Source organism: Bradyrhizobium genosp. SA-3 (genome assembly GCF_004212635.1).
Taxonomy (GTDB): domain Bacteria; phylum Pseudomonadota; class Alphaproteobacteria; order Rhizobiales; family Xanthobacteraceae; genus Bradyrhizobium.
This window is the reverse complement of sequence record NZ_PSRT01000113.1, coordinates 1-15,587: the sequence shown is the minus strand read 5'-3', so window position 1 is coordinate 15,587 and position 15,587 is coordinate 1. Positions and strand designations below refer to the sequence as shown.

General features: G+C 64.8%; 15 protein-coding genes. 7 read left to right on the top strand and 8 right to left on the bottom strand.

Features of this window, described 5'->3' with window-relative positions:
* Nucleotides 1–8 precede the first annotated feature (8 nt).
* Nucleotides 9–494 carry a hypothetical protein gene (locus CWO91_RS31210; RefSeq protein WP_130219161.1) on the bottom strand — a complete coding sequence of 162 codons (486 nt, stop codon included), beginning with the start codon at nt 492–494 and terminating at the stop codon, nt 9–11.
* A gap of 231 nt (nt 495–725) precedes the next feature.
* Nucleotides 726–1,061, bottom strand: coding sequence for a hypothetical protein (locus CWO91_RS31200; protein WP_130219157.1), 336 nt, complete (start codon nt 1,059–1,061; stop codon nt 726–728).
* 259 nt (nt 1,062–1,320) lie between these two features.
* On the opposite strand from CWO91_RS31200, the gene CWO91_RS31195 reads away from it, so the two are divergent.
* On the top strand, nt 1,321–1,554 hold the full coding sequence (locus tag CWO91_RS31195; RefSeq protein ID WP_130219155.1) for a DUF3551 domain-containing protein: 234 nt from the start codon (nt 1,321–1,323) through the stop codon (nt 1,552–1,554).
* Between the two features lie 283 nt (nt 1,555–1,837).
* Here CWO91_RS31195 and CWO91_RS31185 read toward each other — a convergent pair whose 3' ends face one another.
* Together CWO91_RS31185 and CWO91_RS31180 are read right to left on the bottom strand one after the other, a co-directional pair.
* Nucleotides 1,838–2,356, bottom strand: a complete 519-nt coding sequence (locus CWO91_RS31185; protein ID WP_130219153.1) for a hypothetical protein — start codon at nt 2,354–2,356, stop codon at nt 1,838–1,840.
* 38 nt (nt 2,357–2,394) lie between these two features.
* Nucleotides 2,395–3,942 carry an acetolactate synthase large subunit gene (locus CWO91_RS31180; RefSeq protein ID WP_130219151.1) on the bottom strand — a complete coding sequence of 516 codons (1,548 nt, stop codon included), beginning with the start codon at nt 3,940–3,942 and terminating at the stop codon, nt 2,395–2,397.
* A 268-nt stretch (nt 3,943–4,210) separates the two neighbouring features.
* Here CWO91_RS31180 and CWO91_RS31175 point away from each other — a divergent pair, with 268 nt between their 5' ends.
* Together CWO91_RS31175 and CWO91_RS31170 are read left to right on the top strand one after the other, a co-directional pair.
* Nucleotides 4,211–4,789 carry a L,D-transpeptidase gene (locus CWO91_RS31175; RefSeq protein WP_130219149.1) on the top strand — a complete coding sequence of 193 codons (579 nt, stop codon included), beginning with the start codon at nt 4,211–4,213 and terminating at the stop codon, nt 4,787–4,789.
* Nucleotides 4,790–4,869: 80 nt separating this feature from the next.
* Complete coding sequence (locus CWO91_RS31170; RefSeq protein WP_165405845.1) at nt 4,870–5,685, top strand: DUF2927 domain-containing protein; 816 nt, start codon at nt 4,870–4,872, stop codon at nt 5,683–5,685.
* Nucleotides 5,686–5,760: 75 nt separating this feature from the next.
* Here the strand turns inward: CWO91_RS31170 and CWO91_RS31165 are convergent, their stop codons facing one another.
* Together CWO91_RS31165 and CWO91_RS31160 are read right to left on the bottom strand one after the other, a co-directional pair.
* Nucleotides 5,761–6,567, bottom strand: a complete 807-nt coding sequence (locus CWO91_RS31165) for a class I SAM-dependent methyltransferase (RefSeq protein WP_165405844.1) — start codon at nt 6,565–6,567, stop codon at nt 5,761–5,763.
* A 117-nt stretch (nt 6,568–6,684) separates the two neighbouring features.
* Entirely contained in the window at nt 6,685–7,812 is a 1,128-nt protein-coding gene (locus CWO91_RS31160; protein WP_130219143.1) for a threonine synthase, read from the bottom strand.
* 383 nt (nt 7,813–8,195) lie between these two features.
* On the opposite strand from CWO91_RS31160, the gene CWO91_RS31155 reads away from it, so the two are divergent.
* The 3 genes from CWO91_RS31155 (at nt 8,196) to upp (ending at nt 11,537) form a co-directional block, all read left to right on the top strand.
* A complete protein-coding gene (locus CWO91_RS31155; RefSeq protein ID WP_130219141.1) occupies nt 8,196–9,452 on the top strand; it encodes a GTP cyclohydrolase II in 1,257 nt (418 codons plus the stop codon).
* Between the two features lie 7 nt (nt 9,453–9,459).
* Complete coding sequence (locus tag CWO91_RS31150) at nt 9,460–10,698, top strand: URC4/urg3 family protein (RefSeq protein WP_130219139.1); 1,239 nt, start codon at nt 9,460–9,462, stop codon at nt 10,696–10,698.
* A 209-nt stretch (nt 10,699–10,907) separates the two neighbouring features.
* Entirely contained in the window at nt 10,908–11,537 is a 630-nt protein-coding gene (gene upp, locus CWO91_RS31145) for a uracil phosphoribosyltransferase (protein WP_091881044.1), read from the top strand.
* A 6-nt stretch (nt 11,538–11,543) separates the two neighbouring features.
* Here the strand turns inward: upp and CWO91_RS31140 are convergent, their stop codons facing one another.
* Complete coding sequence (locus tag CWO91_RS31140; protein WP_130219137.1) at nt 11,544–12,656, bottom strand: M48 family metallopeptidase; 1,113 nt, start codon at nt 12,654–12,656, stop codon at nt 11,544–11,546.
* A 3-nt stretch (nt 12,657–12,659) separates the two neighbouring features.
* Nucleotides 12,660–13,805, bottom strand: coding sequence for a YjgN family protein (locus CWO91_RS31135; RefSeq protein WP_208753093.1), 1,146 nt, complete (start codon nt 13,803–13,805; stop codon nt 12,660–12,662).
* 388 nt (nt 13,806–14,193) lie between these two features.
* Here CWO91_RS31135 and CWO91_RS31130 point away from each other — a divergent pair, with 388 nt between their 5' ends.
* Nucleotides 14,194–15,459, top strand: a complete 1,266-nt coding sequence (locus CWO91_RS31130) for a cytochrome P450 (protein WP_130219133.1) — start codon at nt 14,194–14,196, stop codon at nt 15,457–15,459.
* The last annotated feature ends 128 nt before the right edge of the window (nt 15,460–15,587 follow it).

The window sequence follows — 15,587 nt, the reverse complement described above, 5'->3', positions numbered from 1 at the left end:
TGCCCTGACTATATCTCAAGTTCGACGAAGCGGCGCAGCTTGAAGACGAGGTCCGGCAGGGCCTGGCGGAACCGGGTCGCATTCTGGAACGTGGTCGAGAACGGCGCGAAGGTGATCATGGCGTTCCAGTGCCTGTAACCGTAGACTGTGACCGAGACGCCGGTCGCCGGAAAATTCTCCAGCTTGCGCAATTCACCAAGCACGAGATCGGCAATCGCTTCCGCAGGCAGCAATTTCTTGCCGTCTCGTGTGGTGGCGATTTTCGGAGGTGGCACGACCGGCTTGGTCTCGGCTGGTACGGCTTCGGGCGACGGCTCAGACTCCGCCGGCTCCGCATCGGTGCTGGACGGCTCGACCGCCTCGAACCCGCTCGTCGGCGCTGTCGGAGGAGCCTCGGTGAGCGGCGGCGGCGTCACGACGTCCGCGCGCTTGTTGCCTCCAAGGATGCTGGTGATCATGGCCACAAGGCCAGCATCCTTCCCGTCGTCACTCATTCCTTCCCCCGGACTTAAGCCTCTAGCGCATTACCGGTTCTGATTGAACCGAAGCTCCAGATTCTTGTTTTGACGCGTTTTCTTCACGCGAACCGGTATCCACTTCGCTCGAAAACGCTCTCGCTAGCACCGCGCGGCACAATGTATGTGGTTGGATCCCATGGCCAAGGCCATCCTGCAATGGGCAACGGCGACGCAGCCGCTGATCCGGTCGCGCCGCCATGCGATCCGCTACCGCTTATCGAACGGAATGTATTGCTGGTACTGCTTGGGCACCGAGCTGCGGTAGCGCGCGGGAACGGTGCCGGTGTCGATCGAATGATCGATCTCCTGCTGCCGCGTCATCCTCTTCTTCGCCGGCTTCTTCGATGCGCTTTTCTTGGAATCGGTCGGCTGGCTCGAGGTGTCGGTGGTCGCAGCCGGTGCCGTAGTGGCGGCCGGCGCAGCGGTTGTCGCGGCCGGTGCAGCGGTTCCGCCGGCGGCCGGCGCGCTCTGCGCCAGCGCGAGCGGCGTTTGCATCATGAGCACCAGGGCTGCCGTCGCAGCCAGCAAATACGATTTCTGCATCAGAACCTCCAAAATGCCTGATCCGAATGAGGCAAGCCTAGTCCCACGGGATCGAGGCGTGCAAGGTCGTTGAGAATAGGTCAGGAACCCACGCGCGAACTGTGGTGGAGATCACATTGTCCGGCGCCGGCTGCGTCACGATGTATCTCACCTCGAACGCATCCCGCGTCGCGGACACCAACACAGCATGACCCTGCGTCAGACAGGCCACGGGAACGCCAAGGCACGGCCGTTCCACCATGCTCGAAGGAGATTTGAAATGCGTCGCACTATCCTCACCCTTGCATCGTTCGCAACCTTGATCGCCGCGTCATTGTCGGCGGCGCCGGCTCAGGCCGCAAACGACAGATACTGCCTGCAAGGCCGCCACTGGGGCTATCCCGGCAATTGCCAGTTCGCCAGCTATCAACAATGCGCCGCCACCGCCTCCGGCACGTCGGCCTATTGCGGCATCAACCCGCGCTACGCGTACTCGCAGCCGTACTATCACTGACGAGAACGCGGCCTGCGTGATCGCGCAGGCCGCATGCCTCTAGAGCGCGATGGCTTCAGGTTGAATCGCTTGAAGCGCCGCGGGCTCCGCTAACCTCTCCCGCTTGCGGGAGAGGTCGGCGCGTGTCGGGCGATGCGCAGCATCGTCCCGCGCGCCGGGTGAGGGCTCTTTCGTCATCGGGAGTGTCCCATTGTGGAGACACCCTCTCCCCAGCCCTCTCCCGCAGGCGGGAGAGGGAGAGCACCTATTATGTGGCAAGTGATTAACCCGATCTCATCGCGCTCTATGCGCGAATTCCGAGGCCGGTCTCCTCCAGCCGCGTCGCGAACCAGCGCGACAGCGCCTCATCGACGAGGCCGCTGACATAGACCTCCGACATCGTCACGTGCTGCCTGTCCAGCACCAGCAGCAAGCCGATCCAATAGGGAAACCAGACATGCACGTCGGTCAGCGCCCTCAGCTTGTGCTGGTCGTGCTCGAGCGGGGTGTGATTGCTCGCCTTGCGGATCTCGACAGTGAGCAGGTTGTTCGGGATCTCGCGCTGGTGCACGGCGACATCAGGATAGATCGACTTGCCGAGATGGTCGTCGGTCGAGATGATGGTGCCGTGCGGCAGATGCAGCGTGCGCTCGCCGAGCCGGTCGTAATTGCAGTCCACTGACCAGCCGGAGAACTGCTTCTCCAGATGCACGGCGAAGCGGTGCGTGATTGCGCGCTCGCCGACGTCCTTCTCGAACAGGAATGCTTCCTGCGCGTAGAAGTCCCGGAGCGCCGCGATCACCTTGTTCAGCTCGGTCTGCATCGTGCCTCCGGGCTCACGGCGCTCCGCCTGTTGATGCCCTACATCTGAACTTCGATCAGGCGCGGACCGGGCTCGGCGACGGCTTCGGCCAACGCCTTGTTGAACTCGTCGGCATTGGTGACGGCACGGCCGGGCACGCCCATGCCCTTCGCCAGCGCGACGAAATCCAGCGTCGGCCGATCGAGCCGCAGCATGTCGTTGGCGCGCTGGCCGGGCTCGCCGGCGCCGACATTGTCGAACTCGCCACGCAGGATCTGGTAGATGCGGTTGGCGAACACGATGGTGACGATGTTGAGGTTCTCGCGCGCCTGCGTCCACAGCGACTGGATCGTGTACATCGCGCTGCCGTCGCCGACCATGGTGATCACCTTGCGGTCCGGACAGGCTATCGCGGCGCCGATCGACAACGGCGTCGAGAAGCCGATCGAGCCGCCCATGTTCTGGAGCCAGTCGTGCGGGGCGGCCGCCGCCGTCGGCGGGAAGAAGCCGCGGCCGGTGGTGAGGGATTCGTCGACCATGATCGCGTTCTCGGGGATCGCACAGGCGATCGCCTGCGCGATCGAGGCGAAGGTGAGCGCGCCGGTCGGCTTGACCAATTCCTGCAAAGCCTGCGGCTTGACGTCCCTAGCGCTGGCCTTCACGGCGCCGGCAAGCGCTTCCAGCGCCGTGACCGAGTTCTCGCCCCAGGAGGTCATGCGATGGACCTCGCAGCCCTGGGGCTTGAGCATGCTCGGCTTGTTCGGATAGGCGAAGAACGCCACGGGATCGTCGGACTCGATCAGCACGATGTGACGGAATTTTGCCAGCATCGGCAGCGCGTTCTCGATGACGTAGTGGATGCGGTCGATCGAGAAACGGCCGCGGCCGCGCGCCATCTTCGGACGGAAGGTCGGGCCCATCACCGTGCAGCCGGTCTTGCCGGCGATGCGCTCGGCCAGTGCCAGGCCGTGCTCGCTCAGCGCGCTGCCGGTCATCAGCAGCAGCGTGCCCTCGCCGTCGCGATGCAGGATTTTTGCGGCCTGCTCGACCGCCTGCGGCGAATAGCTCGCCCGCTGCTGCTCGGCCGGAACCTCGGCGATGCCGTCGGCCTCGTTCCAGGCGGTGTCGGCGGGCAGGATCAGGGTCGCGATCTGCGGCGGTGCGCTCTTGGCGGCGGCAATCGCCGCGGCGCCGTCGGCGGCAACCGATTTGGAATCCGGCGAGGTGCGCACCCAGGACGACATCGGCCGGGCCAGGCCCTCGATGTCGGAGGTCAGCGGCGCGTTGTAGCCGATGTGGTAGACCGCATGCTGGCCGACGATGTTGACGATACCGGAATTGGCCTTCTTGGCGTTGTGCAGATTGGCAAGGCCGTTGGCGAGGCCGGGGCCGAGATGCAGCAGCGTCGAGGCCGGCGTGCCCTTCATGCGGAAATAGCCGTCGGCGGCGCCCGTCACCACGCCTTCGAACAGGCCGAGCACGCAACGCATGCCCGGCACGCGGTCTAGCGCTGCGACAAAATGCATCTCGGAGGTGCCGGGGTTGGTGAAGCAGACGTCCACCCCGCCTTTGACCATTGTCCGCACAAGGCTTTCCGCACCGTTCATTCCAAGGCTCCCACGACCGGCATTGTCCAGAATATCCGCTCGATCAATCATTGTTCGCGCGTGCCGTCAAAGCAATAGCCGCCACCGCTGCCCTGCCCCGCGTGACGATGCGCCGGCTTGGCTAATTCTTTTCGGCAAAATGGCGTGGTTGTCGGATTGGTAACGCCAATCGTTAAGCATGGCGTTCCTCACGGGGCCGTGGCTTGCGGAATGCCCGCAAATATGGCCTGTGGCTGTCATTGAATCGATTTTTTGCTTGGGGGAGACAATGATCCGGTTTTTTGCCGCGCCGATCGCCGCCATCACACTGCTGTCGGCGATGGCAGGCGGCGCGCTCGCCGAAGAGTTCGACTCGCGCGACATCATGGGCGGCGGCCCGAACTTCTTCCGTTCCGGTGCAAATCCCGTCCCCCGCAGCACCGTCATGTATAACGGCAATTACGCCCCCGGCACGATCGTGGTGAACACCGGCGAGCGGCGGCTGTACCTGGTGCTCCAGAACGGCCAGGCGCTGCGCTACGGAATCGGCGTCGGCCGCGACGGCTTCCGCTGGGGCGGGGTGCACAAGATCACCGCCAAGAAGGAATGGCCGGCCTGGACGCCGCCGTCGCAGATGCTGGCCCGCCGGCCCGACCTGCCGCGTCACATGAAGGGCGGCGTCGACAATCCGCTCGGCGCCCGCGCGATGTATCTGGGCTCGACCCTCTATCGCATCCACGGCTCCAACGAGCCGGAGACGATCGGCCAAGCGGTGTCCTCGGGCTGCTTCCGCATGACCAATGAGGACGTCACCGATCTCTACAGCCGCGTCGCGGTCGGCACCACCGTGGTGGTGCTGAACAACTAGGCCGCTACAGCGGGAACCCGCCGGGCGCGTGAATTTGCGGACTTGTGCGCGCGACGCGAATGCGGCAGCGTCGCACGACGATGAGCGCATTGAACCTGACCGCGCCCGCCTTCCGCATCGCCCTCTTGGCGCTCGCCACGCTCACATTGGTGCCTGACACCGCTACCACGGCCCGAGCGGGTGAACTGCCCGCGATCGCCTCGCGCCAGCGCTCCGAGAAGAAGAGCTTCACCGACGGCGAGATCGTCGAGGGTTTTCTCAAGACGGCGTTCGGCGCCGAGTACCATCTCGCCGGCCGCGTCGACCGCATCCGCAAGTTCGACGGGCCGGTGCGCGTGTACGCCGAGAGCGATCGCGCCGATCGTAAGACGCAGCTTGCGAAGGTCGTGAACGACATCGCCACGCGCGTGCAGCATCTCGACATCGCCATGACCACGACCAGCGAGGCGGCGAATGTGCGGGTCAAGCTCGTCCGCGACCGCGATCTCTACCGCACCCTCACCAGCTTCTACGGCGCCGAGAAGGCGCGCGAGATCCGCACCTCGCTCGATCCGCAATGCCTGTCCGGCTTCCGCAAGAACGACAATTTCGAGATCGAGCATTCCGACGTCATCCTCACCGTCGACAACGGCGATTTCGTCTTCCTCGACTGCGCCTATGAGGAGCTCTTGCAATCACTCGGGCCCATCAATGACACAGCCAGCGTGCCCTGGACCATGTTCAACGACAACGTCTCTATGGGCTATTTCGACGTCTACGATCAGTACATCCTCAACCTGCTCTACGATCCCCGCATCAAGGCGGGCATGACGGTGCAGGAGGTCAAGGCAGTGCTGCCCGCCGTGCTCAAGGATGTGCGCGCCTGGGTGAAGCGGGTGAATGATCTGAAGGAGTGAAGCGCTTCTTACCCTCCCTGGAGGGCTCCAGGGGAGGATAAGCAAGCGGACCATCCCGCGACGCATTCGCCTTCGTCACACCTTCCTTGCTCTCGTCATCAGAAACTGCTGGCGCATCACGTTGTTGGCGGCATCGAAATATTCCGAGATCAACGCTTCGAACTCGGCACGGAAGCTCTTGAGCTTCTCCGGCTCGTCCTTGTATTGGGCGACGAGCTTGATCAAAGGCCCGATGGTCGTTTCCATGGTGCGGCGGAAATGCTGTGGGCTGAGTGCGGACGGCGTCAATATGTCCATCTCGAAGGAGATATCCTTCGCTTGCCCTGCGAGACGCTCGGCGACGATTTTCGGATCGCCCCACAACACCGGCGAGGCCACGCCCTCGGGCGGCGGCAGATGGCGGCCGACCAGCGCGAACATCCGTCCGACATAGAGATGCGGCGGCCAGGTGGAGAAGGCGATGGTGCCGCCGGGCTTCAGCACCCGCAGCATCTCGCCGATGGCAACGTCCGGACGCGGTGCGAACATGTGGCCGAACTGGCTGAGCACCACGTCGAACTCATTGTCGCCATAGGGCAGGCTTTCGGCGTCACCGTCGGCGAAGTCGATATCGAGGTTCACCAGCTGCGCGTGCTCGCGGGCGCGCTCGATCAGAACCGGCGACAGGTCGAGGCCCCTGACCTTCGCACCGCGGCGCGCCGCCGTGATCGCGACCACGCCAGTGCCGCATCCGACGTCGAGCAACCTTTGGCCGGCGACAACGCCGGCAAAACCGACCAGCTTGGCGGCTGTCGGGGTCGTGAAAACTTCCATCGGGGTGAACAGCGACCAGGCCTCCTTCTGGATGGCCTTGAAACCTGCAAACGGATCCTGCGCGGTCATGGAACTCTCCCTTTGCTCAAGGTCGATCTTCATGAGGCTGGCGACGGGCGCCGAAGGTTCAACGCGCTCACCAAAGCTTCTTCCCGTATGGTCCGCGCTATCTCGATAGATCGGAGCCTACTGCACGAGATCGGCGACGGTGGTTGCGGCTTTCAGGCCGGTGCCGGTGAGGACGGCGACCGTGGTTTCGTTCGCCTTGATGGCTCCGGCAGCGGACAGTTTGTCCAGCGCGGCGGCTGCGCTGGCGCTGGTCGGCTCGGCAAACAGGCCTTGCCGCGCAAGACGCCGCAGGGCGGCGACGATCTCATCCTCGGTGAGCGCGACGGTGCCGCCGCCGCTCTCGCGCAAGGCACCGATGATTTCGCGCAGGCGCAGCGGATTCTTGATGGCGGTGCCTTCGGCGATGGTCTTGTGCACCTCGCGCGCGACAGGCGTATCCACGCCGGCCTGGAAGCTTGCATCGATCGGCGAGCAGTTGAGCGGCTGCGCCGCGAACAGGCGCGGCAGTTTTGCGATCTGGCCGGCCCTCAGCAACTCGCGGAAGCCGAAGGCGCAACCGAGCAGGCTGCTGCCGGCGCCGACCGGGACGATGACGTTGTCGGGCGCGCGAAAGCCAAGGTCTTCCCAGATCTCATAGGCGAGCGATTTGGTGCCTTCGAGGAAGAACGGCTGCCAATTGTGGCTGGCGTAGAAAGTCTGGTGCGACTGGCGGATGGCTTCGGCCTCCGACTCCTCGCGCGGACCCTCGACGAGCTGCACCGCGGCACCATAGGCGCGCACCTGCGCGATCTTGGCCGGCGAGGTCGAGGCAGGCGCGAGGATCTTCACCCGCATGCCGCCGGCGGCACCTAACCCCGCCATGGACGAGCCACCATTGCCGGAAGAGTCCTCCAGGACCGCATTGACACCGATCTGGCGCAGGAAGGACAGCATCACGGAAGAGCCTCGGTCCTTGAAACTGCCGGTCGGGTTGAACCATTCGAGCTTGAACAACGGCCGCAGCTCGCCCCAATTCTGCTGGACCAACGGCGTGCAGCCCTCGCCGAGCGTGATCGGCTTTGCGATCTCGACCGGCAGCGCCGCCCGGTAGCGCCAGTGCGATCGCGTGCGGGGCTCGATGTCCTCGCGCGAGATACCGGCTCCCGGTGTCACCAGCAGCGGCGTGCGCTCGTCCGAGCACCAGCGCGGCTGGTCCAACGGATAAAGCTGTCCGTTGCGGGGGTCGATGTAGCTGGCGGCGGGCATGTCAGTCTCCTGGGCAGGGGCGATTCGTACGATTGGGCTGTTGTCACGTTTTATCGAGAACCTGACGCCTGTCGCACAAACGACGCAGCCCCCTTGAAAACATGAAAAATGAAAATATTTCAATCCCTTAAACTGGCCGCACGGGCAGAGCGGCGAGGTCGGCCAACGCGGGCGCGTGGTGTCAAACGGCGGGCCTGCCGGCGCGGTGACCGACGGGAATTCGGCAACAAAGGGCCCTACCCTCCGGCACGATTAACTTGTCTGTCGTCGCCGGCCGCTACAATATGTTGGATTGAGCTCGCGTCGCCGGTGTCCTCGACTGGCAACGCGACCGAGCCAGGCCCGTCCGAACGGCGGGCCGTTGGCTTTTTGGGAGCCTGGACATGAGCCGCGCGAACCGTACCGACCACATCCGCCTGACCTCCCATCCGGAGCCAGGCCGGAAGGCCGCCTTCCCGATCCATTGGGGCGCCGCGGACGCGCGCGCCCGAGGGCCGATCATCGGCACGGTGTCGCGCGCTGGGGATCGCAACGTGATCGGCAGCCATGGCGGATCCTATGCGATGTACCGGGCGCTCGCGGTGTCGGCCGGCGCGCTCGATCCGATCAGGCGTCCCGACCTCACCAACACGTTTCCGGCCGCAACCATCGGCCCGTTCCCGCAATGGAGTGATCCCACAAAAATCGTCGCGCTCGATCCCTGGGGGCATCTCGTCGCCGAGAATTTTCGCCGGGAGATCACCGAAGGCGCCGACATCAGGCCGAGCATCGCGGTGACGCGGGCGCGGCTGGACCTGCCGGAAATCCGCGAGGCGCTGGCCGCAAAGCGGCTGCGCGCCGACGGCGAGGTCGTGCACGCCAATGGCAGCGTGTCGGTCGTCAAGATCGCGATCGATCCGGTCTGGCACCTGCCCGGCCTTGCGCAGCGCTTCGGCACCAGCGAGACCGAGCTGCGCCGCACGCTGTTCGAGCAGACCGCCGGCATGTTCCCCGAGCTGGTGACGCGGCCGGACATGAAGGTGTTCCTGCCGCCGATCGGCGGCACCACCGTCTACATGTTCGGCGACGTCAGCAAGCTGCCGGACCATCGCACCAAGATCACCTGCCGCGTGCATGACGAGTGCAACGGCTCCGACGTATTCGGCTCCGACATCTGCACCTGCCGGCCATATCTGATCCATGGCATCGAGGAATCCGCGCGCGGCGCGCAGGAGGGCGGGCTCGGGCTCGTCGTCTACAACCGCAAGGAAGGCCGCGCGCTCGGCGAGGTCACGAAATTCCTGGTCTACAATGCGCGCAAGCGGCAGGAGGACGGTGACGCGGCCGCGGCCTATTTCGAGCGCACCGAATGCGTCGCCGGCGTCCAGGACGCGCGCTTCCAGCAATTGATGCCGGATACCATTCACTGGCTCGGCTTGACCCGCATCGACCGCTTCCTGTCGATGAGCGACATGAAATACGACGCGCTGACCTCGCAAGGCATCGACATCGTCGAGCGCGTGCCGATCCCGCCGGAGCTGATCCCGGCCGACGCCTATGTCGAGATCGCCGCGAAGAAGGCCGCCGGCTATTACTCGACCGACATCGCGCCGGAAAAGGACGTCAACGACGTGGTCGGGCGTTCGCTGGAAAAATACTGATCGCGCGATGGCGGAGGATTTGGAACGAGAGGCGCGCGCGCTGCTCACCGCAGCGGCGGTTCGCGCGCGGGCCGCGCAGATGTTCGAGATCGGCCTTGCCGGCGGGCTCCAGCATTTTACCATCGATCTCGACCGCATGGACGGCGTTGCGGAGGCGGTGCTGGCGGTGACGCGCAAGGCCTATCCCACGCTGGACATTCCCTTCCATGCGCGGTGGCGGCATTTCGTGCTTGGCGGCGTCGATCGCTGGGCGCGGCTTGCGGACGCGACGTCCTGGCCCGATCGCGCGGCGCGGGCGCGCGCGGAGTTCGACCTTGCCATCATCAGCGTGCTGCTCGATGCCGGCGCGGGTGCGGTGTGGCGATACCGTGACGTGGTGACAGGAGAAAGCATCGGCCGGTCGGAGGGGCTCGCGATCGCAAGCCTCGACATGTTCGCTGGCGGCCTCTTCTCGCGCGATGCCGGCACGCCGTTCAGGGCCGATGCGGAGGTGCTTGCAAGACTGCCCCTCACCTCTCTCACATCCGCTTTTCAAGTGACCGACGCCAATCCGCTGCTCGGGCTCGACGGACGCACCGATTTGCTGCGGCGTCTCGGCAAACTGATGGTGCAGCGCGCGGAGATTTTCGGCCTGCACGATACGCCGCGGCCTGGCGGCCTGTTCGATCACATCGCGGCGCAGGCGAATGGCGGCACCATCGCCGCTCCGGCAATCCTGTCGGCAGTGCTGAACCAGCTCGGAACGATTTGGCCATCGCGGCTCGAGCTAGCGGGAGTTCCGCTCGGCGATTGCTGGCGCCATCCGGCGATCGAGGCCGATGACGCGACCGCCGGTCTCGTGCCGCTCCACAAGCTGTCGCAATGGCTGAGCTATTCGCTGATCGAACCGCTCCAGCGCGCGGGCTTCGATGTGACAGACATCGACGGCCTGACGGGCCTGGCCGAATACCGCAATGGCGGCCTGTTCGTCGATCATGAGGTGCTGCGCCTGCGCGATCCCGCGGACGCTGCGCGCGCGCATGCGGTGGACTCGCTGCTCGTCGTCGAGTGGCGCGCTCTCACTGTCGCCCTGCTCGATCGGCTGGCGGAGCGCATCCGCGCCAAGCTCGGCCGCACGCCAGAGACGCTGCCGCTCGCCAGCATTTTGGAAGGCGGCACCTGGGCTGCGGGCCGCACTATTGCCTTCGCACGCCGTCCCGATGGTTCACCGCCGCTCAAGGTGATCAGCGACGGCACGGTTTTTTGAGCATGATGCAGTCGGGCGCGATGCATGCCACAAAGCAAGTGCACCCCCTCCCCCGCTTGCGGGGCAGGGCTGGGGAGAGGGTGTCTCTGCAGTCGAGAATCCCCAAGAGGACAGAGCCCTCACCCGGCGCTTTGCGCCGACCTCTCCCGCACGCGGGAGGGGTTGACGAGCCTCGCGCACAGCCTTTGTGAACTCAGGAGCATCCCATCATGCAAGGCGTCACGATCGTCGATCACCCGCTGGTGCAGCACAAGCTGACGCTGGTGCGGGACAAGTCCATCTCGACCAAGTCGTTTCGCGAGCTGATCAAGGAGATCGGCATGCTGCTCTGCTACGAGGTGACGCGCGATTTGCCGCTCACCGACGTCGTGGTCGACACGCCGCTGGCACGGATGCACTCGGCCAAGATCGCCGGCAAGAAGCTGGTGTTCGTGCCGATGCTACGCGCCGGCACCACCTTCGTCGACGGCATGATGGACCTGGTGCCGACCGCGCGCGTCGCCCATATCGGGCTCTACCGCGAGCCGCACAGCTTTGCTGCGGTCGAGTATTTCTTCAAATCGCCGTCCGATCTCGGCGAGCGCCTGGCGATCGTGGTGACGTCGGTGGTCGCCACCGCCAATACAGCCGTGGCCGCCATCGACCGGCTGAAGGAGCGCGGCGCCAAGGATATCCGCCTCGCATGCCTGATCGCCGCGCCGGAAGGACTTGAGCGGCTGCGAGGTCTGCATCCGGACGTACCGATCTGGACCGCCGCGGTCGACGAAGGCCTCGACGAGAACGGCTTCATTCTGCCAGGCCTCGGCGACGCCGGCGACCGCGCTTACGGGACGCGATAAGCAGAGCTAGATCTTCCCGACGCCGCAAATGCCCTTCAGCGACTGCCACTCCTTGTTCGTCAGCAGCGGCGGGCCGCTGGCGGGGCGATCTTCCCTGGTCATGCGTGCGAGGCGGTCTTCGGTGAGCGGGTGGCTGGCGAGGATATTTGTCAGACCAGAGCCGCCTTCCTTGCCGGTGATGCGGAACATCAGCTCGGCCGCGGGTTTTGGCGAGCGGCCGAGCGCATGCATGATCTCGATGGCGAAAGTGTCGGCGCCGGTCTCGGCCTCGCGCGAATAGGAGGCTTTGACCACGCTGCGCGAGGCGAAGATCACGGCCGAGGAGCCGGTGACGTCGCCGAACAACAGTCCGATCAGAAACGAGGTGCCGCCGTTGTAGATCAGGCCGCGCATGTTGTCGTGATGCTTGAGATGGCCGAGCTCGTGCGCGAGAATGCCGGCGAGTTCGTCGGGGCTTTCGGCCTTATCGAGCAGGCCCTTCAGCACGAACACCTTGCCGCCCGGCAGCGCGAACGCGTTCGGCACCGGGCTCGGGAGCACGCCCGCAGTCGTGGAATCGTCGTCGAGGCCGGCGGCATCGCGCAGACGGTTGACGAGCTTTGTGAACGCGGCCTTGCCCGCGGGGTCCTCGCACACTCTGCGGCCGAAGATGGTCTTGACCTGGACCTCGGACGCATCGCCAATGCGTCGCTCGATCGGTTTCGGCACCAGCGGCGCGAGGCGGTCGGCGGCGAGCGGCACGCCGAACAACACGACGCAGACGATGGAGACGGCAGCGGCCACCGACCAGCCCACGATCTTTGCGACACCGCGGCGCGAGGTCTGGTGCTCGTCGAGCCGCAAGCATCGCGCGCTGAGATCTGCTGCAAGCGCGGCATCACGGATCTCGAGCCGCGCTAGTGGCGGCGCTGACGTCGATGCCAAGCGCAAAACCCCGTCCGGGCCGTCGGCACGGCGGATATCGGCATAGGCCCAGCGAACCGGCGCTTCGCCGTCCTCGGCGATCTCGAGCGCGTCCCCAAGCGACAGCATCACCTGACGCCTGCGGCTCGAGACGCCGTCGAAGAAGATCGTCGGCTTCACGGACTGCGCCGGGGCCTCGGCAGACAACTCACTCACGGCTCAAAATCCTGCAACATCCAGTCCATCGGCAAAGCCTTCGCCGAGCGCGCTGGCGAGCTTTCCGCTGCCACGCACATCCGCCGCGGCCACGATGTTGTGCACCTCGACGGTCTCCAGCACCTTGGCCCAGAGATCGCGCTGGAGATAGACCCGCATGACGATATTGACGGCAAGGGCGAGCGCGAAATAGCCGATCACCATCGTCACAACCATCGGGATGCTCTTGGCAGCATTGCCAGCCCCGAACACCTCCTCGACCGGAACGCCGGTCAGGGTGACGACGAGAAAGGCGCCGCCGCCCATATAGGCCGCGAAGGCGGTCGTGAGCAGCATCCACCAGCCGATCACCTTCCAGTACAGGCCGTAGAAGGCGTCATGAGGCAGGCGCGAGGACAGGCTGACGCCGCCGATGCGGATGCCGTCGAGCCACCAGCGCCATTCGCGCGCCTTGAACTCGGCATAGAAGAACGGCGCGAGCGGGAAGATCAGCAGTGCGATCGGGCTGAGCAGCCACAGCCACCAGCCGCGCTTGAAGAACGTCCAGCCGTCGCCTTCGAAATCGCCGGTGAGATCGCCGTAATGGGTGTGCTGCATCTTGTAGCGTTCGAGTGCAGCCTCGCGCCAGGGCAGCGCCAGGCCGAGCGTCAGGAACACCAGCAGACCCCACTGCATGGCGCGGAGCGAATAGGCCCAGCCCGAGCCGTCCATCCAGAACCGCACGCCGCGCCAGACCGTGCGCGTCAGGCGATAGCGCCGCGCGCGAAAAATCGCGAACTGGCCGAAGGCGTAGAAGGCGATGAAGAGCGGCGTCGAGGCGAAGCCCTGCCAGCGCTCGAATTCGATGCCAACAAGAAAATACGCGAGATAGATCGGCATCAAGATCGCAAGCGCGAACAGGAAGCCGACCAAGAGCTCCTTAGCCCGTCCGGTGTATTCGGCGGCATCGCCGTCCACCGCGGTGTTCGTCCACAGATGACGGCGAATGTCGGTGACGAGCCAGAACCGGTAGAAGCCGAAGGTGACGAGTTCGAGCATGGCACCCTTGGTGACCAATTTGCGGAACTCGGAGCGGTTGCCGGTGAAATCGACCCGCGTGGGCGGCAGCGGCGGCGGGACGGGTTCGGAGCCGATGGGGGCCCATTGCATGTCGTTCACGGCGGCAACCTCGGGGTGCGGATCTGCTACGGCCAAACTATAGATCAGAGGTTAGTCGATCCCCAAGATGACCGGGTTCGATTTACCCCGATTCCAGTTGGTTTCTGGCACGATTCCGCCGTTAGGGGCGTGAGGGGGATCACGTTGCAAATCGGTTGTCCCGTAGCCTGGATGGAGCGCAGCGCAATCCGGGACAGTGGTCGTGGCGGCCCGAATCCCGGATTACGCTTGCGCTTCATCCAGGCTACGCACCTCCCGCAAAGGTTGGATGTGGCAAACTCTCCCTTGCCCCGGCGCAGACAACCGGCTGTAATTGCAAATCAAATACCGCAGCGCAGAATTCAACGAGAACGCGCGGTTCACCACAGGGAGATCGGTCATGCATGGGACCATCGAGAGCGCCGCCACGCTCGACGCACTTCGCGCACGCGCCACGTCGCTGCCGCTGGAGCAGTTCGATCCGGGCGATCCTGAATTGTTCAGGACCGATACGTTCTGGTCCTATTTCGACCGCCTGCGTCGGGAAGATCCGGTGCACTATTGCAAGGACTCGATGTTCGGGCCGTATTGGTCGGTGACGCGCTACAACGACATCATGGAGATCGAGACCAATCATTCGGTGTTCTCCTCGGCCTCCTCGCTCGGCGGCATCACCATCCGCGACATCGATCCGGACTTGCGTCGCGAGAGCTTCATCTCGATGGACCCGCCGCGGCATGCGGCGCAGCGCAAGACCGTGGCGCCGATGTTCACGCCGACTCATCTGGACAATCTCGCGCTGAACATCCGCAAGCGCTCGGCCGAGTGCCTGGACAACCTGCCGCGTGGCGAGGTGTTCGACTGGGTCGACCGCGTCTCGATCGAGCTCACCACGCAGATGCTGGCGGTGCTGTTCGACTTCCCCTGGGAGGACCGCCGCAAGCTGACGCGCTGGTCGGACATCGCCACCACCATTCCCGGTCCCGACGGCCTCGTCGCGAGCGAAGACGAACGGCAGGCCGAACTGACGGAATGCGCGGCCTATTTCTCGCGCCTCTGGAAGGAGCGCATCGAACAGCCGCCGAAGAGCGACCTGTTGTCGATGATGGCGCATGGCGCCGCGACGCGCGACATGGATGCGAAGAACTTCCTCGGCAATCTCATCCTTTTGATCGTCGGCGGCAACGACACCACCCGCAACACCATGTCGGGCTCGCTTCTCGCGCTGAGCCAGCATCCGGAGCAGTACCGCAAGCTGCGCCAAAACCCTGATCTGCTCGACAGCTTCGTGCCGGAGGTGATCCGTTGGCAGACGCCGCTCGCGCATATGCGGCGCACGGCGCTCTCCGATTTCGAGTTCCGCGGCAAGCAGATCAAGAAGGGTGACAAGGTCGTGATGTGGTACGTCTCGGGCAACCGCGACGAGGAGGCGATCGAAAAGCCCTACGATTTCATCATCGATCGCGCCCGCCCGCGCACGCACCTCTCCTTCGGCTTCGGCATCCACCGCTGCGTGGGCTTGCGGCTAGCCGAACTCCAGCTCAAGATTATTTGGGAAGAAATTCTCAAGCGCTTCGACCATATTGATGTGGCCGGCGAACCCAAGCGGGTCTATTCGAGTTTCGTCAAAGGACTTGAGACGCTGCCGGTGAAGATTGCGGCGTGAGTTCGAGCTTCACCCGCGAGGATGCTGCGCCCCCTCTCCCGCTTGCGGGAGAGGGTTGGGGAGAGGGTATCTCCGCAACGGGACAATCCCCAAGAGGAGAAAACCCTCACCCGGCGCTGCGCGCCGAC

Excerpts from the sequence above, each read along its gene's own strand:
- CWO91_RS31210 (WP_130219161.1), bottom strand. The coding sequence starts at position 494 with ATGAGTGACGACGGGAAGGATGCTGGCCTTGTGGCCATGATCACCAGC.
- CWO91_RS31200 (WP_130219157.1), bottom strand. The coding sequence starts at position 1,061 with ATGCAGAAATCGTATTTGCTGGCTGCGACGGCAGCCCTGGTGCTCATG.
- CWO91_RS31195 (WP_130219155.1), top strand. The coding sequence starts at position 1,321 with ATGCGTCGCACTATCCTCACCCTTGCATCGTTCGCAACCTTGATCGCC.
- CWO91_RS31185 (WP_130219153.1), bottom strand. The coding sequence starts at position 2,356 with ATGCAGACCGAGCTGAACAAGGTGATCGCGGCGCTCCGGGACTTCTAC.
- CWO91_RS31180 (WP_130219151.1), bottom strand. The coding sequence starts at position 3,942 with ATGAACGGTGCGGAAAGCCTTGTGCGGACAATGGTCAAAGGCGGGGTG.
- CWO91_RS31175 (WP_130219149.1), top strand. The coding sequence starts at position 4,211 with ATGATCCGGTTTTTTGCCGCGCCGATCGCCGCCATCACACTGCTGTCG.
- CWO91_RS31170 (WP_165405845.1), top strand. The coding sequence starts at position 4,870 with ATGAGCGCATTGAACCTGACCGCGCCCGCCTTCCGCATCGCCCTCTTG.
- CWO91_RS31165 (WP_165405844.1), bottom strand. The coding sequence starts at position 6,567 with ATGACCGCGCAGGATCCGTTTGCAGGTTTCAAGGCCATCCAGAAGGAG.
- CWO91_RS31160 (WP_130219143.1), bottom strand. The coding sequence starts at position 7,812 with ATGCCCGCCGCCAGCTACATCGACCCCCGCAACGGACAGCTTTATCCG.
- CWO91_RS31155 (WP_130219141.1), top strand. The coding sequence starts at position 8,196 with ATGAGCCGCGCGAACCGTACCGACCACATCCGCCTGACCTCCCATCCG.
- CWO91_RS31150 (WP_130219139.1), top strand. The coding sequence starts at position 9,460 with ATGGCGGAGGATTTGGAACGAGAGGCGCGCGCGCTGCTCACCGCAGCG.
- upp (WP_091881044.1), top strand. The coding sequence starts at position 10,908 with ATGCAAGGCGTCACGATCGTCGATCACCCGCTGGTGCAGCACAAGCTG.
- CWO91_RS31135 (WP_208753093.1), bottom strand. The coding sequence starts at position 13,805 with ATGCAATGGGCCCCCATCGGCTCCGAACCCGTCCCGCCGCCGCTGCCG.
- CWO91_RS31130 (WP_130219133.1), top strand. The coding sequence starts at position 14,194 with ATGCATGGGACCATCGAGAGCGCCGCCACGCTCGACGCACTTCGCGCA.